This window comes from Candidatus Schekmanbacteria bacterium (genome assembly GCA_016219965.1).
Lineage (GTDB): Bacteria > Schekmanbacteria > GWA2-38-11 > GWA2-38-11 > J061 > JACRJM01.
The window spans coordinates 195,345-220,843 of sequence record JACRJM010000004.1 but is presented as its reverse complement, the minus strand read 5'-3'; the positions used below and the strand labels follow the sequence as shown (position 1 = coordinate 220,843).

18 protein-coding genes are annotated in these 25,499 nt (G+C 42.4%); 8 read left to right on the top strand and 10 right to left on the bottom strand.

Translation table 11 applies throughout. From position 1 onward, the window contains the following. Window position 1: 1 nt before the first annotated feature. The 8 genes from HZA77_06270 to HZA77_06235 form a co-directional block, all read right to left on the bottom strand. Complete coding sequence (locus HZA77_06270; GenBank protein MBI5375021.1) at window positions 2-1,138, bottom strand: VanZ family protein; 1,137 nt, start codon at window positions 1,136-1,138, stop codon at window positions 2-4. A gap of 15 nt (window positions 1,139-1,153) precedes the next feature. Further along, window positions 1,154-1,684 (bottom strand): S24/S26 family peptidase, encoded by a 531-nt coding sequence (locus HZA77_06265; GenBank protein ID MBI5375020.1) that lies wholly within the window; start codon window positions 1,682-1,684, stop codon window positions 1,154-1,156. Between the two features lie 2 nt (window positions 1,685-1,686). Further along, window positions 1,687-5,547 carry a PKD domain-containing protein gene (locus HZA77_06260; GenBank protein MBI5375019.1) on the bottom strand — a complete coding sequence of 1,287 codons (3,861 nt, stop codon included), beginning with the start codon at window positions 5,545-5,547 and terminating at the stop codon, window positions 1,687-1,689. Then, window positions 5,535-6,632 (bottom strand): hypothetical protein, encoded by a 1,098-nt coding sequence (locus tag HZA77_06255; protein ID MBI5375018.1) that lies wholly within the window; start codon window positions 6,630-6,632, stop codon window positions 5,535-5,537. The genes HZA77_06260 and HZA77_06255 overlap by 13 nt, the downstream gene beginning before the upstream one ends. Window positions 6,633-6,643: 11 nt before the next feature. Next, the gene (locus HZA77_06250; protein ID MBI5375017.1) at window positions 6,644-8,005 is read right to left on the bottom strand and encodes a radical SAM protein; all 1,362 of its coding nucleotides are present in this window, start codon (window positions 8,003-8,005) and stop codon (window positions 6,644-6,646) included. Window positions 8,006-8,137: 132 nt separating this feature from the next. Further along, window positions 8,138-9,859: a hypothetical protein gene (locus HZA77_06245; GenBank protein MBI5375016.1), complete on the bottom strand. Its 1,722-nt coding sequence runs from the start codon at window positions 9,857-9,859 to the stop codon at window positions 8,138-8,140. A gap of 73 nt (window positions 9,860-9,932) precedes the next feature. After that, window positions 9,933-10,103 (bottom strand): hypothetical protein, encoded by a 171-nt coding sequence (locus tag HZA77_06240; protein MBI5375015.1) that lies wholly within the window; start codon window positions 10,101-10,103, stop codon window positions 9,933-9,935. Between the two features lie 53 nt (window positions 10,104-10,156). Further along, the gene (locus HZA77_06235) at window positions 10,157-10,402 is read right to left on the bottom strand and encodes a PqqD family protein (protein MBI5375014.1); all 246 of its coding nucleotides are present in this window, start codon (window positions 10,400-10,402) and stop codon (window positions 10,157-10,159) included. A gap of 173 nt (window positions 10,403-10,575) precedes the next feature. Between HZA77_06235 and HZA77_06230 the strand changes: the two genes are divergently transcribed. The 8 genes from HZA77_06230 to HZA77_06195 all read left to right on the top strand — a co-directional run bounded on the left by HZA77_06230 (window position 10,576) and on the right by HZA77_06195 (window position 22,937). Further along, the gene (locus HZA77_06230) at window positions 10,576-11,682 is read left to right on the top strand and encodes a glycosyltransferase family 9 protein (protein ID MBI5375013.1); all 1,107 of its coding nucleotides are present in this window, start codon (window positions 10,576-10,578) and stop codon (window positions 11,680-11,682) included. Continuing rightward, window positions 11,669-12,538: a ribosomal RNA small subunit methyltransferase A gene (gene rsmA, locus HZA77_06225; protein ID MBI5375012.1), complete on the top strand. Its 870-nt coding sequence runs from the start codon at window positions 11,669-11,671 to the stop codon at window positions 12,536-12,538. The genes HZA77_06230 and rsmA overlap by 14 nt, the downstream gene beginning before the upstream one ends. Before the next feature lie 2 nt (window positions 12,539-12,540). Continuing rightward, window positions 12,541-13,272, top strand: coding sequence for a 3-deoxy-manno-octulosonate cytidylyltransferase (kdsB, locus tag HZA77_06220; GenBank protein ID MBI5375011.1), 732 nt, complete (start codon window positions 12,541-12,543; stop codon window positions 13,270-13,272). Next, entirely contained in the window at window positions 13,269-14,882 is a 1,614-nt protein-coding gene (locus HZA77_06215) for a CTP synthase (protein ID MBI5375010.1), read from the top strand. The genes kdsB and HZA77_06215 overlap by 4 nt, the downstream gene beginning before the upstream one ends. Window positions 14,883-14,992: 110 nt before the next feature. After that, window positions 14,993-17,260, top strand: a complete 2,268-nt coding sequence (locus HZA77_06210) for an NADP-dependent malic enzyme (GenBank protein ID MBI5375009.1) — start codon at window positions 14,993-14,995, stop codon at window positions 17,258-17,260. A gap of 146 nt (window positions 17,261-17,406) precedes the next feature. Then, window positions 17,407-18,771, top strand: a complete 1,365-nt coding sequence (locus tag HZA77_06205) for a DEAD/DEAH box helicase (protein MBI5375008.1) — start codon at window positions 17,407-17,409, stop codon at window positions 18,769-18,771. A 195-nt stretch (window positions 18,772-18,966) separates the two neighbouring features. Next, a complete protein-coding gene (locus HZA77_06200) occupies window positions 18,967-21,537 on the top strand; it encodes a cation-translocating P-type ATPase (protein ID MBI5375007.1) in 2,571 nt (856 codons plus the stop codon). Window positions 21,538-21,620: 83 nt separating this feature from the next. Further along, window positions 21,621-22,937, top strand: coding sequence for a DEAD/DEAH box helicase (locus HZA77_06195; GenBank protein MBI5375006.1), 1,317 nt, complete (start codon window positions 21,621-21,623; stop codon window positions 22,935-22,937). Between the two features lie 309 nt (window positions 22,938-23,246). On the opposite strand, the gene HZA77_06190 is transcribed toward HZA77_06195, so the two are convergent. Next, window positions 23,247-23,789 carry an arginine decarboxylase, pyruvoyl-dependent gene (locus HZA77_06190; protein MBI5375005.1) on the bottom strand — a complete coding sequence of 181 codons (543 nt, stop codon included), beginning with the start codon at window positions 23,787-23,789 and terminating at the stop codon, window positions 23,247-23,249. 140 nt (window positions 23,790-23,929) lie between these two features. Then, window positions 23,930-25,447 carry a radical SAM protein gene (locus HZA77_06185; protein ID MBI5375004.1) on the bottom strand — a complete coding sequence of 506 codons (1,518 nt, stop codon included), beginning with the start codon at window positions 25,445-25,447 and terminating at the stop codon, window positions 23,930-23,932. Between the last annotated feature and the right edge of the window lie 52 nt (window positions 25,448-25,499).

Genomic DNA, 25,499 nt, shown 5'->3' with positions numbered 1-25,499 from the left:
TTTAAAGCTGCCTTCTGAGATAGACATTTGCCATGAATAAAAAAACAATCAAGCAAGCTGAACCAACATAAAAATGCTTTTTTGTAATCTGGTAGATTAAATCGCTCTTGACAGGGCTTTTATAAATTTCACTGTCCGAGGCTCCCGAAATCGGCATGGGCTTTTCCATTCTTAATCTTGATTTCACAACTGCATAGACAGGATAATAATATTTGTCAATTATTGCGCTTTCATTTATCGCTTTATCATATCTCTTTTTTTCTACTGCGTTATCCCTTTCATAAATATGGAATGAAGCTTCCCTGACAAACTTATAAAGTTGCTTTTGTCCCCCATTCATATTATCAGATTTCTCCCCTCTTAAAGCTTTAAGGATATCCAGGTTGCTGAAATCCTTTTTGTTATCCTTAACATACACGGCAAGTTCCTGGAGCTTCTCAGATGGGAAAGAAGAGTAAAAATAATAATTCCTGTCTCTGATCTCATACCCAAACTCGTGAACTAGCGTAATAAAAGCAGTTATGAATAATATAAGAACTACAAAATAATATGTAAGCTCTACAATGTCTTTTCTGGCAGGCCTTTTCCTGAGTTTATTAACAGGCATAATCAAGGCTATTCCTGCAAGTGCCAGCAGGGAGCTTTTTATGTTTACTATTATATCCTCTATTGTGCCGACTCTGTTCGGACTGATCCATTGTGCAAATTCGTCCCCTATACTTATACATGATACGAGAGAAAGGCTTTTTAAGAATGCCATCTGGGTATTCTGGGTATTAGATTTGATTTCAAAATAACGGTATGCAAGAAACGTGAGTATCCCATATTCGATAAGGTGAAATTTTTCAGCTGGAAACTGGCTTAATGATGTAAACATCAGTGCATAAAAATATGAAAGAAATGCGAGCATTAAGAGACGCAGATATTTTTGTTCACCTAGCCTAAATATGCAATAAATCAAGTATAAGCCCGTTCCACCGGCGCCGGAATAAAGAAAATTAACGGCTAGGTGCTGCTGTGAAGCTGTAAGAGATTTCCATAAAACAGGAAAGTAGGGAATGGTTATAAAGATTATAAGGGAAAAACCTGCAAGCTGCCAAAAACTATAAAAAGTCGCTTTTCTTATTTTATCTTTCACTTTATTGTCTGTTTTTTAATTACTTTCTTTTATGGTAAGCAATGTCATCGTCCTGAAAACTGCCATGACAGTCCGCGTAAATACATTTATTATAAAGCGCTGCAGTCTGTTTTGTTCTCCATCTGTAATGTTGATAATTATCTTGTTAAGCATATATACAATTTTCCAGTACAATCCATACGTTCTGTTTAAATATCTATTTAAAGGATTGTCAAATCTGATATTGCATCCCTGATTGCTCACTGAAGTTACAATCCCAACCAGATCGCATGACTCCCTCAATGTAAAATTAAGGCTTGCATCCCCTTTTTCAATAATCTCCCCAGATCCATCTCTTCTTCCAAATATCCTGATGGCCCTATGGACAACATATCCTTCGGAATTCTTGAAAAGACATATTTCACCTGAAACCGGAAACATCTTCGCCGATATATCTGCAAAGACGATTGATTTATTCTGAATTAAAGGTGTCATACTCGTACCTTCCACCCTTATCTGTAACTCTTTGCCAATTTGTTGATAGGCGGAGATAATCTTATCTTTCATATTTAATCTATTTTTAATTTCTTCTTATTGCTCTTCCCATACATTGTTTTCACCTGCACTACCGATTCGCCGGAAATTTTTTTCGGTACTTTAAATGTAATTGACTTGTCTGACCATGCAGAAGAACTGATCTTTGAACCATTTATAAATAATTTTCCCCCGGATGGGCCGAAATGATTTCCATAAATAATTATCTTGCCTCCTGCCTGGACATTCCTCTTTGAAAGTCTCGATATTGCCGGCTTTTGTTTCTTAAAAGGAAGCAGCGGATTCCCTTCAGACCTTATACCGCCGCTATTTTCCGCAGTAATCTCATACTTATTATATTTCAGGCCCCATGGGACTTTGAATGTTATTGCGCTATTTTCCCATTTTATTATATCAGCCTCCATAGTCTGGTCTTTTCTGATAAGAAGAATTTTCCCTCCTGTACTTCCGAAATTATTTCCTCCAACAAAGACATTTTTGTCATAATATAACACGCTCTTATCAACACTGGTTATGCTGACAGTTTTGTCAACAAGTTCTGAAACAATGATAGTAACTCCCGCTGTGCTGCTCTGGTCATCATTATCAACAACCTCAAGTGTTGCATTGTAGCTTCCCGCTCCGAAAGAATGGGTAACAACCTCTTCTTCGCTGATTTGAATATCATCTACTTTCCAGATATATGTTATTATTGTCCCGTCCGTATCAAAGCTTCTTGAGGCAGTAAACGTTACCACCTCTTCCTCCCCGGCAGGAACCGTAATGTTCAATTCTCCCCCTTCATAAACAGTCTGTTCATCCGTGCTCGCTGTAATTCCAGCAGTAGGCAGAATATCCGAAGTCTCATTCAGGGCTATATTGAAATAGGCATTTGTTACTACGCTTTCTTTGCTGTTGTCCTCAACTTCAAGTGTTATCGTATAAACACCAATTCCGAAATCACCGGCATAATCATTCTCTTCGCTGATCTTATCACCATTTACGTACCAATAATATTTTACTATGCTTCCATCAGAGTCGTAGCTTCTCGACGCAGAGAAGCTTACGGGAACGGTCGCTTCGCTAACACCCACATAAAGGTTCATAGTCGAGCCATCATAGATTATCTGCTCTCCTGATGTGATTGTTATGCCTGCAACAGGAGGCTGATTTGAGGCCTTCTCTGTTTTAAGTTTAAGTGCCGGATCACCGAGCAGGACAAATGTATTTATAAGGTAATCAGGGATCCCATTCTGATACGCATCAAATCTGGAGTCGTCTGCAAGTTTCCCAATCCTTGTTATATTGTTATCAAGAAACTCTGAAAAAAAACTTTGGGCAACAACCTTGTGATCTGACGAGTACCCAAGTCCTGAAGGACTGAAAGTTGATACTGCTCCCTTCCCATCTGTGAGCAGGAACTTCTCAGAAAGAGAAAGCAAAGTAGAAGAATGCGGAGGAGGTACCAGTGCAAAAAAACCGTTAAGGCAGTCCAATGTCAGAATGAGGGATAATTTATCATTAGCAGCAAGAGAATCAACATCATCATTATTAAACAGGATATCCCCTCCTCCCCATATATCAAGAGCACCATGCCCCGTATAATTAGCTATAACCGCACCATTATTAAGCTTATTTATAATGCTGTCTGTTGCCCCGCCCGCACTTTCAAAGGCAGACTGATAAATTTTATATACTGTGTACCCTTCACTGTTAAACTGTTCTGCGTAGTCATCTGAATGGCTTTCAAATTCCTGTGAATCATCAGCTACAAAAACAACTTTTTTCCACCACGAATGGTCAGTGTTTGCCTCATAAGCTTTAATCTTATTAACTACCGACTGGACCTCACCAACGGAAGATGCCGGGATTCTTCCTATGTTTATATCAGGGACAGGATCATCGCCATCTACGCAGACAAACCAGTTGTCAGTTACAGCCTCGCCAAAGGGGGTATTTGCCGGATATGTTGGTACATCGTTCTTCTTCCCCGTATTGAAATAGTCCTTGTAATCAATATTTGCATCACCAACGATAAGGACATACTCAGGCTTAAGCTTCCAGCTCTGATAAGCCGTCTTCAGGAAATCCTTGATTGCCACCGGAGTAAAACGGCCGTAGCTGAACTGATTATATATCTCTTCAACATCGACAAATTTGCTTTTAAGCCCCCCTGCCTCTCTATCATCGATAAGCGGTGTTATCGCTTCCTCAAACTCCTTGGGGGCTATGACTACATAGTCAGCCTCTGTTTCAACCGAAGAAAGGTCCCCCATCTGTTCATATTTTACAACACTTAATGGAGATTTAACCGCATCTGAATCTGCAGATATAAATGACAGAGTACCTGAAATCTCCTTTTCAAATTCGAGGTTGTAATTTCCTTCACTCCCTGACTCTGCATGAGTTATACTGACAGGGTTCTCAGGGTCGGTAACCTCAAGTAAAAGGATATTCCCATACCGGAAATCAGAAACAGCGATTTTTTTTACAGCCGTACTTTCAGATTTTATATCAAACTTCAACATTCCTTCCAACGCCACGAATTCCCTTGGATATTTTACTGTAAAATAGTCCAGAGCTATACTGTCAACCAGAGAACCGGTATCTCCCACGGTATTTACAGAAACTGAATTGTTAAAGTCCGTCGCTGAAAGCAATGTTGTAGAGATAATAGCTTCCTGTACATAAGGGATATCACCATCCCATGTGGAATCGTTAGCCAGCGTGTCATTGACAAATATCTGTGTATGATGATCGGGATCCACTTCAGTCGAAGTTCTTCCCTGAAGATAAAACCTCATTTCAGTGTCAGGCTGACTGGCACCCGTATACGGATTGGGAATAGTAATAGTCCCTAAAGACTGGTTTTTCGGAGCATAAATTCTTCCCCAGAACCAGTGGTCCTTTTCCTCTCCGAAAGGGAAAAGCATTTCGTATACATTGTTCTTCTCAAATCTCAATTCACTATAATAAAATGGTTCATCTAACCCTCCGGAAACGGGTTCATAATTTATAGCCTCAATCCTTTTTCCGGGTGAGTCTGAAAACTCAACGAAGTACGCGTTTTTTTCTGTAAATATATCTCTGTAAGGTGCGGCATAAAAAAGTATTTCATCTCCATCATCAAATATTCCATCACCTTCTCCGTTAACTATAATCGCCGTCTCAACACCATTATTCATAAGCCTCATATTTGCAGGATTAATAGCAGAAGGGTCAATCCCGGCGGCTAAAATATCCGAATAAGTTATTCTGTAAATCCCTTCATCTTTTATCTCTATCTTAAGGTTTGCATTCCCGCTGGCAGACGAACTGGTTTTATTTGCAGACTGTCTGTTTTTTATAAAAAACCTTACTTCCACTTTTACAGATTTGTTGATCACTGCTTCAGATAAGGAAGGATTATACTGGAGCGGATAGAATTTTATAATGAGATAGTTTTTGCCGCGCTTTGTCACCACTTCGTAATCTACAGGGGAAGAAGGGAATAGGCCTTTACCACTATAAATTTCCCTCTTTTTCGGTGATGGCACGGAAAAAGTTTTTCCATTCCGGATTTCAAGAGAGTCTGACGGAGGGATACTTATATCTTTTATAACATCTGTGCTTACACTTGTTATTTTAAGACTTGCCTCATTGTATTCATTTATATCGTATGTATGGATTTCGAATGGTATAGCAGGTTCTCCGGGAATACTGGTTTCCGTACATCCTTTAAATACCGGTTTTTTATAGTTTGTGCCTGAGTTGTCTGAACTCTTAATCTTGAATTCTGGTGCTTTAAAATGAAGAGACAATTCACCGGGTTGTGATGTTTGAACTCCTGCATGAGACAGACAGGTTTGAATTAATAATATGGCAAGAGTCAAATAAATATTTTTTAAGCATCGCATATAATATTCTTAATCTCATTTACAGTTTTATCAAGGATACCGGGTTTAAAACTATAGGTATCAACCCCTTCAAGAATAGTGCCCAGCCTCAACATAAGCTCGGGATATCTGTTCCCTGTGGTGTCCCGTAAGATTCTTGGGTTTCTCATATTTTTAATAAGGGCAAGAACTGCGTCCCTTTTTGATATTTTTTTTATGAGAGGAGGATTTGCAAAGTCATTTACACCTGCATTCACAGCCTCTGTGTAAAAGATATGGTTCTCGTTATCCTTGCACACCACCTGAAATTCGTTAGATGCATCAGCCATTACAGAAAGCCTGCACACAGGAACTCCATTTTTTGTATATTTATCTATAAACTTAACCCCGGGTATTTCAGTAATCTTTTCAATAAAAGCATCATTCCATGATTTGAGGAACAGGTCAGCGACATGCCTGCCTTCATCTTCAAAAACATTGCTGAAAATAAAAAGAGTTTTAAGAATGATATCAGCATCATGATTAATAAGCTCACGCTCAACATTCAAAAAAGCCTTTGTATCATCTTTAAAAGGATATTTACTGTTGCACTCCTCCTCATCTATCCCGAAGAATTTGAGACTTCCCCTCCTCAGGCCAATCGATTCTCTCAAAATGATAATATTCATCTCATTGATATCAAGAAGAAGAAGATCGTCGGCGACAAGGCTAAAACCCTCTCTTGATAAAGCATATAGGAGAGTGCTCTTTCCGGAATTCGAAGGGCCCACAAAAGCATATGCATTACCATCCTTGTAAACAGCTCCTCCATGAATCATGAGATAACGTCTGTTCCGGTTTATAACCTCTTCCATAAGAAGTATATATGCATTGTAATGTCTTGTTTCCGGTATCAGGTCGAACACCTTTTCTCCAACCCTGATTCTCGAAGGGATAGATGAAATAGATGAAAAATCAATCTCTGCCGATATATCTGCCTCACCATTGCTGCGGTTCTCCTTTTCAACCCAGGGCTGGACCTCAAGCATGTCGAAAAATCCCGGCTCATTGCATTCAACCGAAAAGGTCACATCCATCATCCTGTATTTTTTTATTATTTTTTCCATAGCTTCATTATTTATTTTCTGCTGTCCGACGCCCTGTCTACCATTTCATTAAAAACATGGTCATACAATCTCTTTCTCACACTGCAAAAATTATCTGTTTCCCATATTGTGTCATGGCATTCATACGCGAGCCCTGCGCAAGCCGACTGACAGAAGTTGTTCCATGTACAGGCTCTGCATTTATTCACCCTCTTTTTCCTCTCAGCGCATTTTGTCCTTATTTTTGATACCTCCCGCCTTTTGCATATATCTTCTAAAGTGTCCTTACTCAAATCTCCCATAAGAAATTCCTCCTGCATCAAAAGCACGCATGGATAGACTTTCCCGTCAAGATCAACAGCAGGTGAATTCCCGACCGGACAAAGAAGCGGATTCATGGCTTCATCATTTGAAAAACTGACATTGAATCCGCTAAGACCTCCCTCAATGCTCACACTCCCGTTATTATTGCCGCCCAGATAAAAAAGTTTTTTAAAGACTTCCTCATATTCCTCTGTGGTAATTCCGCTTCCAATCCTTTCCCAGTTATTTACTGCACAGCCTTCCTTCCTTAGAACAAGAAAACGTACAGATGGGATGCCAAAACTTTCTGTCATCTCAATTATTTTTTCTATCTCTCCGGCATTATGCTTCATAATTGTAAATGACAGGTTGCATCTTTTGATCGCCCCTGCTTTCCTTAAGCGTTCCAGACCCTTCATGACCTTTTTATAGGAACCTTTGCCTCTGACCTCATCATTTGTTCTCTCTGATGCGCCATCAAGGCTTACCTGTATGAATGCGCGGGTATCAGCTATAAGATGCGCAATTTTATCATCTATGAGAGTCCCGTTTGACAGCACCTTTACATTCTTTATTCTCCCTGCCGCATACTCTAAAATGCCGTTAAACCCTTTGTAAAGCAATGGTTCTCCACCGCTTAAGACAAGCGTTGAACCTTCTATTTGAGAAAGCTCGTTTATGGCATTATCTACTATTTTACTGGAAAGCTCTGTCCTTTTTCCCGGCTTTCCCCTGTAACAATGGGGACAGGTAAGATTACAACGTGATGTGAGGTGAAGAAAAAGCCCGTCTATCTTTTCATTATCAGGGAAAGGTCTGATATCTTGCCCCTTCATAATGCCTAATGAACCGACTCTTTCTATTACCTTGCTGATATCATCTCTTACAGTCTTTTGTGAAACTTCATATTTTGATGAAATAATGGAAATAGAATCTCTGTATGATTTACATGATTTGTAATTCTTCAGAAATTCTTCAAAGACAGCACCACTTATAAAAAAATATGGTTTATCAGGATGAAGGAAAAGTGAGGCTTTTTTTAGTTTCTTCCTTTTCCAGCAGAGAAGATTATTTATAATATTTTTATCCATAACAAAATACCCGGAAATATATCAGGTTAGTTTTACACTTACTTTTACTTAAAAAACAATTGTCTTACAACCTATAAAATAAAAAAGCCTCCCCCCGAATTCGAGGAGAGGCTGAAAAATACCGTTTCTAACTTACTTCTTGGCTTTCTTGTATTTGACCTTCAGCGTGGCAAGATCACTTGTGTTGCTTGATAAATCTATTTCCTGGAGTTTGTAGTTATATGTTTTGCCGCGCGTTACATCGCTGTCAGAGAGGTTATATTTTGCTCCTGAACCTCCCTGCCCCTTGGCATCAACTGAACCAACCGTCACATCATAAGTTGCCCCATTGTCTTCAGAACGGAGTACTGTAAAAGATGCTGAGTCAGTCTCAGAAGCTGTGGTCCATCTGAGGGCTATTTTCTTCGCCTTTTTCTCTGCCTTGAATGACTTGGCTTTAAGAGTTGCATTTGTCGTACCTGCATCGTTCCTCCATACTCTTATTTCCTGACCTACATCGCCATCGCTTGTGTAGCCGGCTATGAAGTCTATTTTTCCATTCCCGCTAACAGCCTCTTCGACAAAGCCAGTTGCAACGGTCTTACATGATACAGCATTCAAGCCGCCCGGTGTAAAGGCATTACCATAAGCTGATGCTGATGTTGATTCTTCCGCCTCAGTAATTGCCAGTGCATCTCCATTGGCATCAACTCCCCAAACTACATCAGGATACTTGTTTGAGTCAGGAGTAAAATCACCAAGAGCGACTTCATTGTACAAATAAGCATTTGTTGAAGTTGTTGAAACAATAGTTTCAGTTGTCCATGTTCCGGCGGTAAATGGGTCGCTGCCGTGCGGATTCTTTCTGACTTTTACTGCTTTTTCCTGACTGGCTGTATCCGCCTGACCTCTTGTGGTAAATATATCGCCATCACCCGGATCTGTATCTCCGCTTCCTTCACGGTTGGCAATAACCAGGCTTGTATATCTTGTACTTGTATCGCCTACGCCGGCAAAGGTCTTAGCTGTTGTCCAGTTTCCACTATACGCACCGGTAGTAGGATTCTTATAAGCTACCAGATTGGCAGTGGTTGCGACTGAATTATAAGCTATCACAACATCCTTGTAACTGTCATTTGTACCGTTAATATGGCCTATCGCAACAGCCGTTACATTGTTTTTAGAACCTGTAAGAGTACTTGATGTTGTCCAGTTCCCTGCAGAATAGGGGTCAGCAGCCGAGTCAGACGGATTCTGTCTTGCAATAACAGAAGCACCATTTGCTGAAACAAGATCAACATAATTATCACCGCTGTCGCCATCCAGTTCGCCAGCCGCAATATCATTAATATTAGAAGTCACGCCTCCAAACATTGCATTAGGTGAACCAGTGTTCCAGCTATCGGCAAAAACAGTACCGGCATCTTTGCCAGGGTTTTTCCAAATCAATATCTGCTGGTTTGAAGTTGCGCCATCATAATTCGCACATACGATAATGTCATTCTGGGTGTTAGCATTTGTCGCGCTGTTGAGGTTTGCAAGGAGTATCTTGTTAAGCACTCTGCTTGCTGACGAATATACCACATTTGAAGCAGCGAAACTAGCGTTGCCGGCTGATGATGTGTTCTCCCATATTCTTACTTTATATGTACTGCCGGTTTTTACTATAGCTGCCACATCATTGAGACCGTCAGCATCAAGGTCACCCATAGCTACATCAAGCACATCTTCATCAATATCAAAATCTGCATCTGTCTGTTCTGTAAATGATAATGCTGCATGCCCCTGCGGGACTGAAATAATAAAACACATAGCTAATAACATTGCAAAGATAGAAATAAAACCCATCAATTTGTCTTTAATTTTCCCACGCATACAATCCCCTCCACCTTTGAATTATAAAATTAAATCTCTCGATTAATAAAATTTTCCATTATGCTTGTAACAATTAGAATCCGCTTCCGCTCGGGCTGACTGTGCAAGGTGTCGTGGAGCATGCCTGTGCAGGACCAAGATGCTTGATTACATCATCATTGGTATAAGTAATAACCTCTGGCTGTACATACTTTGGTTTCCTGTCTGTTTTCTTTTCACGATTTTCGCTGTTCTTCTTTTCCATAATCATCTCCTCTCATTAGTCCGTTGTTTCTTATCATTAATACAATTGTTTTCTTAAATACTTTTATTTTTAAATAGGTTTAAAGTATCAACTATATGCTTTCTTATGTCAACACTTTCGCAGGTATCAAATTGTTTTCTGATAAGCTCTTCAATTTCACCCACCCCCTTACCTGCTTGAAAAGCTTCCCAAATAAGTTTTGCAGAATTGTTTAAAAAATGTATTTCCCCCGTTGATTCATTGTATAACATTAATTCCTCATCAACAGGTTTACAAATAATTTTTTTATTGTTTTCCATTTATATATATGTTCCGTTCTGAGTCAACTATTGTTTTTCAACCTTTTAGTAGCAGCTTATTATTTACTATTCTCTTGTCAAGAAAATACTTGATAATAATATACTTTATTTTTTCGCATTTGACATGCTAAATCAATTAAATCAAACTGCTCAAAAAAATCCAATAAAAAAACATGACTAAAACAGGAAACAATTATTCTGCTAAAAGCCGTATCCTTATAGTAAGGCTCGGATCATTGGGTGACATCATCCATACCCTGCCAAGTTTGCATGCAATCAGAAAAGCCATGCCTAGCTCTCAAATATTCTGGGTAGTTGAATCCAGGTCATCAGCAATACTTAAAGACTGTCCTCTTATTAATGGAATTATAGAGATAGACACCAAAAAGTGGAGGAATAAATTCATCATCCCAACGCAGGCAATCCCAACTATCCTGGAAATTATTTCAGCGATAAGAGAATTAAGGAATAAAAAATTTGATTGGGCCATAGATTTTCAGGGGTTGATAAAGAGCGGATTAATCACATTCCTGTCAGGTGCGAAGGATTCTGTTGGTTTCACGAAAGAGAACCTACGTGAGCCTTTAAGCTCCATCTTTGTTAAAAGACACATTTCACCTTCTGCCAATGACAGGCATGTAATTCAAAAAAATTTAGCCCTGCTTTCAGGACTCGGCATAAAGCCTGACGCAGACGGTTTCAGATTAAAGCTTGAAGACATAGGCGCTGAAAGCAATAAAAAAAACATTCTCAGTAAATTCAATATGGCTGAGAAAGGAAAAACCATAGCAGGGATATACCCCGGAGCCGGCTGGGCAACAAAACTCTGGGGAGCAGAAAACTATTCATCCTTAGCAAACATGATAAATGAGAAACTGGGGATGAAAGTTGCCATTATAGGAGGAAAGGGAGAGGAACACCTTGTAGAATCTGTTGCAAGGAAAATCAGCCCGGCCCCTCTTTGCATCACGGGAACTTCAATAAAAGAGCTTGCCATCATATTAAATAATCTTGGCATATTCATTGGAGGAGATACAGGCCCGCTTCATCTTGCTGATGCGCTTGGAACTCCCACGGTGGGAATATTCGGTCCAAGCAGTCCGTCAAGAAACGGCCCATTCTGGGGAACATCCAGGACAGTACAGGCTGATATCCCATGCAAAGACTGCTACAAACGCTCATGCGATCACTTGACATGCATCAGGAAGATCAGTGTTGAGCTCGTATTCAAAGCAGTTGAAGAAGTGGTAAAAGAAACAGGAACAAATGGAAAATCATAAATCAAAGAACCAGAGTCACCGGATAACAGCAAAAAAATCCCTCGGTCAGCACTTCATTAAAAACCCGAGGATATTGGGGAAAATAGTCTCTCTTATCAATCCGTCAAAGGATGATACCATTCTCGAAATCGGGTGCGGACAGGCTGACCTGACTCTGCTCATAGCAAAAAAAGCAGGCTCGGTGATAGCGGTCGAAACTGACAGGGTCCTCGCAGACATGGCATCAAGGAAACTGAGGGAATGTGAGAATTGTGAGGTCATTGAAGGGGATTTCCTTAAAATTGATATTGCCGCGCTTATTAATGAAGCAGGGAAAAAGATCAGAGCAGCAGGTAATATTCCATACAACATATCATCTCAGATAATTTTCAGGCTTTTTGAGCATCGGGATAAAATCAGGGACATTACGTTCCTCCTCCAGAAGGAGATGGCAGACCGGATTACCGCTACCCCCGGGAGCAGGAAATGCGGTTATCTTACCATAGCGCTCGACATGTTCTTTGAAAGCAAAAGGCTTTACAATATATCGGGGGGAAGTTTCATCCCGCCGGCAAAAGTGGATTCAACACTGATCAGGCTCACCTCAAGATCTGCCCCTAAAGTAAATGTGGGCAATGAAGAAGATTTTCTGGCCATGATAAAAACCTGTTTTTTACACCGGAGGAAAACATTAAAGAACAATCTGAAATATTATTTCCATTATTTCAAAGATTGCCCGGACCGCTCAATATCAGAGGAAGAGTTCGATGAGATAGCAGATGTATCAGGGATAAGCCTTGCTTCCAGACCTGAAGAACTGGACATCTTCCAATTCAAAAAGATTTATGATATTTTAAAAAAAATTCAGAAAGGATGATGATGAAAGCTTGCATCGTAATACCGGCAAGGTTCGGTTCGACAAGATTCCCGGGAAAACCTCTTGCAAAACTGAGAGGAAAAGAAATAATACTTCACGTTGCAGAGAGAGCATCTCTTTCAAAAGAGGCTTCTTCAGTCATCATAGCCACAGATGACGACAGGATAGCCTCCACCGTAAAAGATGCCGGTTACTCTGTAGTAATGACATCCCCTTTGCACCAGTCAGGAACCGACCGTGTTGCTGAAGCGGTAAAATCTGTTGATGCTATGATTGTAGTAAACCTCCAGGGAGATGAACCTCTCATTGATCCTGCGCTTATAGATGAATCAATAATATACATGAAAAAAGAAAAAGATACCCCAGTATGCACTTTCAAAAGGGCAATCACATCTGAAGAAGAGCTTTTAAATCCAAACATTGTCAAGGTCGTAACTGATAAAAATAATTTTGCTTTGTATTTTTCAAGATTTCCTATACCATACGAACGAAAAAAAGAGAGAAACTTTGGTTCGTATTACAAGCATATTGGAATTTACACGTTCAATAAAAACTTTCTACAGGATTTTACAGCTATCGCCCCAACGCGGCTTGAGATTGCAGAAGGGCTTGAACAGCTGAGGATACTTGAGAACGGATACAGGATAAAAGTGCTCGAAACTACATACAGCCCTTTAAGCATAGACACACCTGAAGAGCTTGATTACGTTGAAAGGATATTAAGCCTCAAATGAAAACAAAATTTATATTCGTAACAGGCGGAGTTGTTTCTTCTCTCGGAAAAGGACTTGCAGCAGCATCAATCGGGGCACTGCTTGAAAGCAGGGGGCTGAAGGTAACGCTTTTAAAGCTTGACCCTTATCTCAATGTTGATCCCGGCACCATGAATCCATATCAGCACGGAGAGGTATACGTAACGGAAGACGGTGCGGAGACCGACCTCGACCTTGGCCATTATGAGCGTTTCATATCATCCACCATGGGGAAGGAGAACAATCTCACGGCAGGACAGATTTACAACACTGTCCTAAAAAAAGAAAGGCGCGGAGACTATCTGGGCGGTACTGTTCAGGTAATCCCCCATGTGACAGATGAGATAAAAAGAAATGTCCTGAAGCTTAACGGAGCCTATGATGTCGTGATTGTGGAAATAGGCGGCACAGTGGGAGATATAGAAGGACAGCCTTTCCTTGAAGCAATAAGACAACTGGGGCTTGAGCTTGGCCGCGACAATGCCATATTCATACACCTTACTCTCATCCCATATATAGGAACTGCCGGAGAGCTTAAGACAAAACCCACCCAGCACAGCGTAAAAGAGCTCAGGGCTCTCGGTATCCAGCCAAACATAATACTGTGCAGGACAAGCAAGCCGCTCCCGCAGGAAATAAAATCAAAGATCAGCCTCTTCTGTAATGTTGACAAGAATGCCGTTATAACAGCCATAGATGTTGAAACGATATATGAGGTGCCTCTTGTCTTCCATAAGGAGATGATAGACGACATAATAGTCCAGATGTTAAGGATCGAAGCTCCTCCTCCAAACCTCTCTAAGTGGGAAGAGATAGTCCAGAAGATAAAGCATCCGACGTATGCTGTGACAATAGCAATTGTGGGAAAATACATTGAGCTTACGGAATCATATAAAAGTCTTATCGAATCACTGACGCACAGCGGGATCAGCAATGACACAAAAGTAGAGATTAAATGGATAGACTCGGAACGGCTTATCAATGAACCTGTTGAAAAATTCCTTACAGGAGTTGACGGCATACTTGTCCCCGGCGGATTCGGCGAAAGAGGCATAGAAGGAAAGGTAAACGCCGTAACCTATGCAAGGCTTAACCGTATTCCATTTTTAGGGCTCTGCCTTGGAATGCAGGTGGCAAGCATAGACATAGCAAGAAATGTGTGCAATCTCAACAATGCAAACAGTTCAGAATTCGATTCTGAAACCCAATATCCGGTGATACACATAATGTCTGCTCAGAAAGACGTACATGAGAAGGGCGGGACTATGCGGCTTGGGGCATTTGATTGTACACTCAAAAGGGATACAAAAACATTTGAGGCATACGGTGAGGACAATATAAGCGAACGTCACAGGCACAGGTATGAATTCAACAACACTTATAGAAAACTTTTTGAAGAGCATGGCGTTATATTCTCAGGACTATCACCTGATGACAAATATGTAGAACTCATAGAATTCAGTGAACATCCATGGTTCATCGCATCCCAGTTTCATCCTGAGTTTAAATCCAAACCTCTTAAACCTCATCCGCTCTTCAGGGATTTTGTCAAAGCTGCCCTGAAGTACACTGACCTCTACGCAGGGAAATAAAAAGAAGAATAAGAGTGATTGACAACAAAGTTCTTCAGGTATAAGTTTTCACTCTCTGTAAGTGGTTGGTAAAAAATGTTCATGATCAATTATTCTAATGGAGATATAAAATGGTAAGCAAAAATGACGCGCTCGAGTATCATTCCAGTGGAAGAAAAGGAAAGATTGAAGTAATCCCGACAAAACCCTGCCAGACACAGCATGACTTATCTCTCGCCTACACTCCTGGTGTTGCAGATCCATGCCTTGAGATACAGAAGGACCCTGAGAAAGCCTATGAATACACTGCCAAAGGCAACCTCGTCGCAGTTGTGTCAAACGGTACGGCAGTGCTTGGGCTTGGGAATATCGGTGCCCTTGCAGGTAAACCCGTCATGGAAGGGAAAGGGGTTTTATTCAAAAGATTTGCTGATATAGATGTATTCGATCTTGAAATAAACGCGAAGACCCCCCAGGAAGTTATAAATTTCGTAAGAATGCTTGAACCCACATTTGGCGGAATAAATTTAGAAGACATCAAAGCTCCTGACTGTTTTGAGATAGAAGAAACACTTAAGAAAGAACTGAATATCCCTGTTTTCCATGATGACCAGCATGGAACCGCTATAATCTCTGCCGCTGCGATGTTAAATGCCCTTGAAATCACCGGGAAAGATATAAGCAAGATAAAGGTAGTTTTCAACGGCGCAGGAGCCGCAGGAATAGCCTGTGCAGAGCTTTACCTCCAGTTCGGGGTCAAGCTTGAAAACGTTATCATGTGCGACACAAAGGGGGTTATTTACAAAGGGCGCACGGATGGGATGAACAAATACAAGGATCGATTTGCTGTTAACACTAAATTACGCACTCTTGAAGAGGCCTTTGCTGGAGCAGACGCTTTCGTCGGTGTTTCCGTAAAGGGCTGCGTAACGCAAAAGATGCTCCGTTCCATGAATGACAAGCCTATAGTTTTTGCCATGGCAAATCCTGATCCTGAAATCGCACATGAGGAAGCACTCGCAGCGCGCAGTGATATAATATTCGCGACAGGAAGGTCAGACTATCCCAATCAGGTCAACAATGTCCTCGGCTTCCCGTTCATATTCAGGGGGGCTCTTGATGTAAGGGCAAAGGCGATAAATATGGAAATGAAGGTTGCAGCTTCGAAGGCACTCGCCGAGCTTGCAAAGCAGGATGTTCCTGAAGCAGTCTGCAGGGCCTATGACATAACTGATCTGAAATTCGGTCCAAGCTATATAATTCCCAAACCATTCGATCCCAGAGTTCTCCTTTGGGAATCACCGGCAGTCGCAATGGCAGCGATCAAAACAGGAGTGGCAAGGTTAAATATAGACATGGATGAATATAAAGCGCAGCTTGAGGCGCGCTTTGGGAAATCAAGGGAGATAGTAAGGAGCATAATAAACAGGGCAAGATCAAAACCAAAACGCATAGTATTCCCTGAAGGAGAAAACGATAAAATACTGCGTGCAAGCCAGATTCTTATAGATGAGAAGATCGCTCAGCCTGTACTCATTGGCAGAAAAGAAAATATAATGGCAAAGGCAAAAGAGCATAATCTCTCTCTGAAAGGAGCTGAGATCATAACACCCGGGGAACACAAAAGGTTCGATGAGTATGTAAATGAGCTTCACTTCCTTAGAAGAAGACAGGGTGTCACCTTCGTCGAAGCCAAGTACCAGATGAAGAACACAAACTTTTTCGGCTCCATGATGTTACACATGGGAGATGCGGACGGACTTGTCTCAGGAATAACACAGCACTATCCTGCAACTATCCGCCCTGCCCTTCAGATAGTTAAAAGAAGAAACAATCTCAACAAAGTCTGCGGCCTCTACATGATTATAATAAAGAAAAAGGTATATATCTTCGCAGACACTACTGTAAACATTGAGCCGACATCAGAAGACCTTGCAGAGATAGCAATACTTGCGGCAGAATTCGCAAAACGGTATGAGATTGTTCCAAAGATAGCTATGCTCTCATTCTCGAATTTCGGCAGCACAAAGCACAGCGCCTCTGAAAAGGTAAAGCGGGCTGTTGATATTGTGATTTCAAAGCGCCCTGATATCCTGATTGACGGAGAGATGCAGGCAGATACAGCTGTTATGCCTGAGATAATGGACAAGACATATCCCTTCTGCAGGATAAAGGGAGGGGCGAACATCCTTATCTTCCCTGACCTTGCATCAGGGAACATTGCCTACAAGCTTCTCCACAGGCTTGGAGGCGCAGATGTGATAGGTCCTATTCTTGTCGGCATGAAGAAACCTGTTCATGTCCTTCAGAGAGACTGCGAAGTAAATGATATTGTCAATATAAGTGCAATTGCAGTCGTTGATGCACAGGCGCTTGACAGCGGATTAACAGCTGACTGATTAACTTATACTTGACAGGATTAATTAAAGCTGTTAATAAATAAAGCAATAACTGCTGTACCCGGATCAAAACCTACGTAATTGTAAGCCCCGGAATACACCGGGGCTTTTCTTTTGTGTGCCCCGAACATTGAAAGAAGGAATCTATGGAATTTCACACATTTAATTTTCACCCCCATGTTGCGGACGGAATCGCAAATGCCGGCTATGTTACGCCAACTCCTATACAGATGCAGGCAATGCCGCCTGTCATTAGTGGACAGGATGTCATGGGTCTTGCACAGACAGGAACAGGTAAAACTGCAGCTTTCGTTCTCCCCATTCTTGACCGCCTTATAAAAGGACCAAGGGGAGGTATCCGTGCACTCATTATAGCTCCTACCCGCGAACTGGCGGAACAGATACACGATGCTATAGTACAGCTTGGCAGTAAGACCCGCCTTAAGAGTGTCACCATATATGGCGGCGTAAGCTATGAACCGCAGAAGCAGAAACTGAAAGCAGGCGTTGATATAGTCGTCGCCTGCCCGGGACGCCTGCTGGATCACGTTAGTCAGGGGACCATCAGACTTTCTAACTTAGAAGTACTTGTCCTCGATGAGGCAGACCGCATGTTCGACATGGGATTCATGCCTGATATCAGGAAAATAATAAAGAGTTTGCCTGTAAAACGGCAGACACTTTTGTTCTCGGCAACCATGCCGGATGATATCCGACGTCTTGCCCATGAGATACTGCAATCTCCGGTAACAGTGCAGGTCAATCACTCAGCGCCGGCATGCACAGTTTCTCATGCACTTTATCCTGTAGACCAGCATCTTAAAACCGCACTCCTTCTTGAGCTTCTGCGCAATACCGACACTGAATCGGTGCTGGTCTTTACACGCACCAAACACCGTGCCAAACGTGTAGGAGAACAACTGGGTAAGGCAGGCTTTCGTGCTGCATCCCTTCAGGGTAACCTGTCACAGAACAAACGGCAGGAGGCGCTCGATGGATTTCGCCGCGGTTTATATCAGGTCCTTGTTGCGACTGATATTGCAGCGCGCGGCATCGATGTCACAAGAATATCACACGTAATAAACTACGATATGCCTGATACAGCAGACGCTTACACCCACCGGATAGGACGTACAGGGCGCGCTGAGAAGACCGGCGATGCATTCACATTCATTACACGTGAAGACGAGGGAATGGTGCGAAGCATTGAACTGGTGCTCAAAGAAAAAGTTGAGCGCAGGAAACTTGAAAATTTCGATTATAAGAAACAGGCACCTGCCCGCAATACAGAGTTTGCCAGAGAGCCGCGTAGTAAAACTTCTTATCACAGTAATAATAGAAAACCGGCATCATATGGAAGCAGTAAACCTGCATCTTCAGCACAGAAATGGCAGAAGGCCAAACCTGCTGCTCGCGGAACCGCGAATCGCAGTGCTAGTTCTAATCCTCGGCGCTCATCTGCTTCAACAATGTCACGGAGCTCATCATACAAAATTTCAAGCAGCCGCTGACAAGTGATGATATAATAGATAAAATGCCTGCCTGGTCACTGATGTTTTTTACAGTAAATTTACATCAGCTAACAAGCTAACCATAATCTAAATACATCTTGGCTTTTTTCTAAATCTATGCATTCGCAGTGGAATTTATTAAAAAATAAACCATAGAATAAGCATAAATTGATTAATAGATTGATTGGCTGACAAATGGCAAAGGCTCTTCCAAAAACTCATTTTGACATAGAGAGCATAACCGGACTTTCAGAGAAAGAAGCCGCAGACAGGCTCAAGTCTGAAGGCTATAACGAACTCCCTTCCAGTAAAAAGAGAAGCATATTTTCCATTGCCTACGATGTCGTAAAGGAACCTATGTTTCTTCTCCTGATTGCCGGCGGCGGGATTTACCTTTTTTTAGGAGATGTTCAGGAAGCCCTCATGCTCCTTGGCTTTGTATTTATCGTCATGGGAATCACCCTCTACCAGGAGCGAAAAACAGAGCGTGCACTTGAGGCATTGCGCGATCTTGCAAGCCCCCGCGCACTTGTAATAAGGGACGGCTCGCAAAGAAGAATTCCGGGCAGAGCAGTGGTGTGCGGAGATATAATGATCCTGTCAGAAGGAGATCGAGTCCCTGCGGATGCAGTTTTACTTTCATGTTTAAACCTTTCCGTTGACGAATCATTGCTTACCGGAGAATCCGTTCCTGTCCGCAAATCAGCAACAGGTGAAATTTCAGAGATGTCCCGTCCCGGAGGAGACGACCTTCCCTTTGTATTCTCAAGCACATTAGTCGTACAGGGTTTCGGAATAGCTGAAACCCGTAAAACAGGGATCAATACTGAGATAGGCAAAATCGGCACAGCTCTAAAAACAATCGAAGAGGAAGAAACTCTCCTGCAGATTGAGACAGGAAAAATAGTACGCAACCTTGCCATTCTTGGACTATCTCTCTGCGTGATAATTATTGTGGCATACGGATTAACCCGCGGGAATTGGCTCAATGGTTTTCTTGCCGGAATAACTCTTGCCATGGCTATGCTTCCTGAGGAGTTTCCAGTTGTTCTCACGATATTCCTTGCTGTCGGGGCATGGAGGATCTCACAAAAACGTGTTTTGACAAGACGGGTACCGGCAGTGGAAACACTGGGCTCGGCATCTGTCCTCTGCGTTGATAAAACCGGCACTCTTACCATGAATCAGATGGCAGTAAAAAAAATCTGTACAGACGGGACTTTTTTTGACATCACGGACAGCAAAGAAATACTTCCTGATAATCTTCACGAAACCGTGGAATTCAGCATACTTGCAAGCCAGACAGACCCTTTTGATCCCATGGAAAAAGCATTGAGAAGCCTTGGTGAACGAACACTTTCAAACACAGAACATCTGCATTACGACTGGACTCTTATAGAAGAGTACCCTCTTTCTCCTCATCTGCTGGCGATGTCGCGCGTCTGGAAATCACCGGAGAATGACAGCTACATAATTGCTTCCAAGGGATCACCGGAGGCTATCGCAGATATATGCCATCTCGATGAAAAAACAAGGCAGAGCATTTCGGAAAAAATAAATATCATGGCAAGGGATGGTTTGAGGGTCATTGGCGTAGCCAAATCAGCATTCTCGAAGAAATCTCTTCCCGAAGGTCAGCACGATTTCACATTTAATTTTATCGGACTTATCGGGTTAGCTGATCCTGTGCGGCCAAGCGTATCTTGCGCCATAAAAGAGTGCTACACTGCCGGGATCCGGGTTGTAATGATAACCGGCGATTATCCAGTAACGGCACAGAATATAGCTTCTGAAATAGGGCTAAGTAACTGCAAAGATGTTATTACCGGCCCTGAGCTTGAAAAGATGGACATGAAAGAATTACAGGAAAGGATAAAGTCAGTCAATATCTTTGCAAGGGTAGTCCCGGAACAAAAGCTCCTGATTGTCAATGCGCTCAAAGCTAACGGAAAGATTGTTGCAATGACAGGAGACGGAGTGAATGATGCCGCTGCATTAAAGGCATCACATATCGGCATAGCTATGGGAGGCAGAGGCACTGACGTTGCCAGAGAGGCTTCGGCAATAGTGCTTCTTGATGATGATTTTTCATCCATCGTGCAGGCAGTAAGGATGGGCAGAAGAATATTTGATAACCTTAAAAAGGCAATGGCATATATATTTGCAGTACATGTACCCATTGCCGGCATGTCCCTTTTCCCTGTCCTTTTCAACTGGCCGCTCGTACTCCTGCCGGTACATATTGTTTTTCTGGAGCTCATCATTGATCCGGCATGTTCCGTAGTTTTTGAGGCGGAAGCGGAGGAAACGGATATCATGGGACGTCCGCCCCGCAAGCTTGGAGTTCCTCTGTTTGACAGAAAAATGATTACCTACAGCATTCTGCAGGGCGCAATCGTCCTTATGGTAGTAATGGCCGTATATGTCATTGCCCTTTATCGCGGGCAGGGAGAGCTTGACGCACGCACGCTCTGTTTTACAACACTGATAGTCGCCAACATCGGATTGATTCTTACAAACCGCTCTTGGTCAAGAAGCATACTAAGCACTTTCCGCAATCCAAACTCAGCCCTCTGGTGGGTTCTGGGAGGTGCAATCCTGTTTCTTGGGATAGTGCTTTATGTTCCCTTTTTTAAAGAGTTGTTCCGCTTCAGCACATTACACGGAATTGATATCATAATTTGCGTTTCAGCAGGAATTATGAGCATTCTCTGGTTTGAAGTATTAAAAGCTTTCCGTTCTTCTTCCCGTGTATATCCCACATAGCATGAATGATTTTTCTGCTTTTCTTCACTTTTGCGTTTTAGCTCCTTTACTGTAGGCCTTTTCTTAGTGTATACTATAAAGAAATGAGATTTGACGAACTGAACATTCCGGACAAGGTCCTTGAAGGAATAAAAGCCGCTGGTTTCACTGAGTGCACTCCTGTTCAGGCACAGACGCTGCCGTCGGCATTACAGGGCAAGGATATAGCTGCGCAGGCACAGACCGGCACGGGGAAGACTGCGGCATTTCTGATAGCAGTATTTTCGAGAATGCTTGCCATTCCAGCGCCAGAGCGACATTCCTCTCCACGTGTACTCATCATCGCTCCCACAAGGGAGCTTGTTGTTCAGATAGATGTGGAAGCAAAATTATTGGGACAAGCTTGCGGTTTCAAAATTGTTCCGGTCTACGGCGGCATAGATTACCGCAAACAACGGGACCAGATTGCTCATGGAGTTGATGTGCTTATAGGAACTCCGGGGCGTCTCATAGATTATCTCAAGCAGGATGTTTATAACCTGAAACATACTCAGTTCCTTGTTATTGATGAAGCTGACCGTATGTTTGACATGGGCTTTATAAGCGATCTCCGGTTCATGCTAAGAAGAATGTCTCCATATGATAAACGCCAGTCCATGCTCTTTTCAGCGACCCTTTCCCACCGCGTGATGGAACTCTGCTACGAACACATGAATATGCCGGTGCCTTTCTCAGTAACACCTGAAAAGGTAACGGTTGAACTGATTGAACAGGTAGTCTACCACGTCGGCAAGTCGGAAAAGAAAGGGCTGCTTCTGGGAATCCTTAAAAACAATCCCGGCGGACGCTTTCTTATTTTCTGTAACACTAAGGCTGTTGTAGAGCGCCTTGACAGCCTGCTTAATGCGAATGGATTCCCGACAGCTTCAATCACAGGAGATCTTGATCAGAAAAAGAGAATGAAAGTGCTCTCCGGATTCAAGGACGGCAAGCTGCCTATACTGATAGCCACAGATGTGGCAAGCAGGGGGCTTCATATTGACGGAGTGACACATGTCATCAACTACGACCTTCCTTCTGATTCCGAAGACTATGTGCACAGGATCGGAAGAACCGCCCGGGCAGGCGCCTCTGGAAAGGCAATAAGCCTTGCCTGTGAGGAATACGTCCACTCTCTCGAAGAGATAGAAAACTTCATAAAGATCAAAATACCGGTTACTCATATCACAGACGATATGATAGTCACTGAGTATATCAGGCCCGCACCTCTTTATATTAAGAAAAGTGCTCATGCGCAGAGAAAAGACACCCGCTCTTTTTCAGCACATAAGGGAAAAAGGACTAACGTGCATGGCCGCCCCCATCATACCGGGAAACCGCACAAAAAGAAATTCTCATCTGGTAAGCCAGAGCATTCTTAGAGACTACCTGGGAAAAGTCCGGAAATTTTTTCAAATGCAAGATTTGGATGTTAGACGAGGAAGCTGACGGTGAGAAAAGCGGAGCATATTCAAAATGCAGTTGCATTTGCTTCTTGTCATTTCACCCCCCTTGAAAATTTCAGGTGAGCGAGGGAAGTCCTGAAGGTTAAAAATTTTTTCTTGTTTGAGCACAGGACGTGCGAGTTGAAAAAATTTACTGAAGGACAACCGAGCGAACCGCCTGGAAATTTTCCGGGGTGTCCTTTTCTTGGTTACTTCTTTTGGGCACGCAAAAGAAGTAACGAAATATTACGCTATCAGAACAGCCGCCGCCACAACCGTAGTCCACATGCCGCTCTTGCCAACACTCGTCTGCGTAACGTTGCGGGTCTTTACTATCTGATCGCTCAACTTCCACTGGTCAAGCCTCTTGTTATAACTTTCATTAACATCGAACTCTACGCCAAGAATCGTGGCGAGCATCTGCGCTGCGATGTCTTCCGCATAATCGCCTGTCGCTTTGTCATCATCGCCGAAGCTGTGGTGCTCTGAAAGATAACCAAAGCGGTCTCTGTCCCTTGGTATGGCAACTCCTATGGAAGACCCTATGAGACGGTGCCGTTCATTGGTCGATGCCTCGGAAATAACAGCATGGACAATCTGTCCAGGATTAAGCCGTTCAAGGCCTTTCTCAGCCGTAACTATTTCGCAGTGAGGGGGGAATATGCTCGATACCCTTACAAGATTGAAAGAAGCAATCCTTGCATGCCGAAGCGCAAGCTCGAAACTTACAAGCTTCTCCTTATTTTGCCCAACCCCTTTTGTGAAAAAAATTTTTGTAGGTACATACATTTTATAAGTCTCCTTTTCTGGAAATCTACCACTTCACCAGCAAATAAAAATAATATGTGAAAAGCGATTAAGCACAATAGTGGAAAAAGTGCAATAGAACAGAATCAAAAAAAGTATACTAGACAGAAGTCAATTTTGCACTATATAAAAAAAGAGGCGTGGTTTGAGGTAAAAACAGGTGGATCTTTTTTCAGTATCTCCGACACAGCATTTTGTCTTTTGAATTCATTCTCTATAAACAGCCTCACATCTTTCCTGTTCCACCCTTCCGGATGCGTAAAATCAGTATAAAGGGAGAGGTCTCCCTCATAGAAACTCCTTGTCTCAAATTGCAGAGTTTGCGCAGAGCAGACAGGCATGTTAAATATCGCGACATTCAGAAAACCGATTTCATTCTTATGGTTAACCACGAATTCAAGTGTTTTTCTGGCTGATGGAAGAGCTTCAGCAGGTGTACCAAAAATCAGATAGACATAGGTTGCCACCCCTGCCCTTTTCAATGTCTTTAATGCCAGTGAAGCGGTTTCAATATCAATCCCCTTGTTCATCTTATCAAGTACGTTCTGGTCACCAGACTCAATGCCAAGTTTCAGCATCACGCATCCTGATTTTTTAAGCGCAATGCAAAAGTCAATATCTGCAAGCAGAGGCGTTATACGCGCAAAGCCATACCAGTTAATACCGGACGAATTTTGAGCCATCTTTTTTAGCATAGACTCGCTGATCGCATTATCAAGCATATGGATAAGCACTGGTTTTGTTTTTAAGGAAAGCTCGTTGATATCATCTATCGCTGTATCAGCCGGCACCGGCATATATGAATTTCCTTCAGCCTTTTCCGGGCAGAAAGAACATTTATGCCAGTAGCATCCGCTTGAGGCGCTGTAAGGCAGGATTCGTCCCGGGGAAAGATAATCATCCAATGGAAGCAAGCTGTAATCCGGCTTGTAATACCCCTCCTTAAAATCATTTACACCCAGAATATTGATAAGTTTTTCTTCTCCCGGCCCCGCAACAATATGAGCCACCAGCCCCGCAAATGGATTTTTCCAGCGGGGATTCCTCATCCATGAAGTCACAAGTCCTCCGCCAAGTATAATAGACAAATCCGGAAAGCGCTGTTTGAGAAAACCTATCATTGCAAAGGTGCATAATGCCTGGCTTAAATAATTAAGAGAAAACCCTGCGAATTTTGAATCACTTTTTTCAATGAGAGCGGGAAGGCGCTTGCTAAAATATGGATAATATGGATTCTCTTCAGGTCTTTTAGCAGAAAGTAAAAGGTCATCGCTTTTCACAGGTGAAAGATATTCATGGCTGTAATTTGAAATTCCGGGAGTCGCACCGTTCTTTCCCATTTGTTCAATCGCATGGTTTAGATCAATTACTCCCCGTTTGTAGCGGTCAATATTCTGATAAGTGCGCAGGTTTTTAAGCGCCTCATGATTTGCCGAGAGATTTCGCAATGCGCGCGCAGTCCATTTGTCATATTGTCCAGATGTAAGATGTCTGGCGTTATCTATGTTGTAAATAAGCGCCTCAAGATTGGCATCGAGGATTGTATGTTTGATCCCATGAGCATAAAGAGCCCCCGAAAGCCTTGCGATGCCAGACGGCGGCTCACAAGGCTTTGCTACAGGCGGATGGATTAGAAGCATACTCTTATTTAATTGCCTTTTTTATTGTCATTTCTTTTCTGTTGTCATTCTT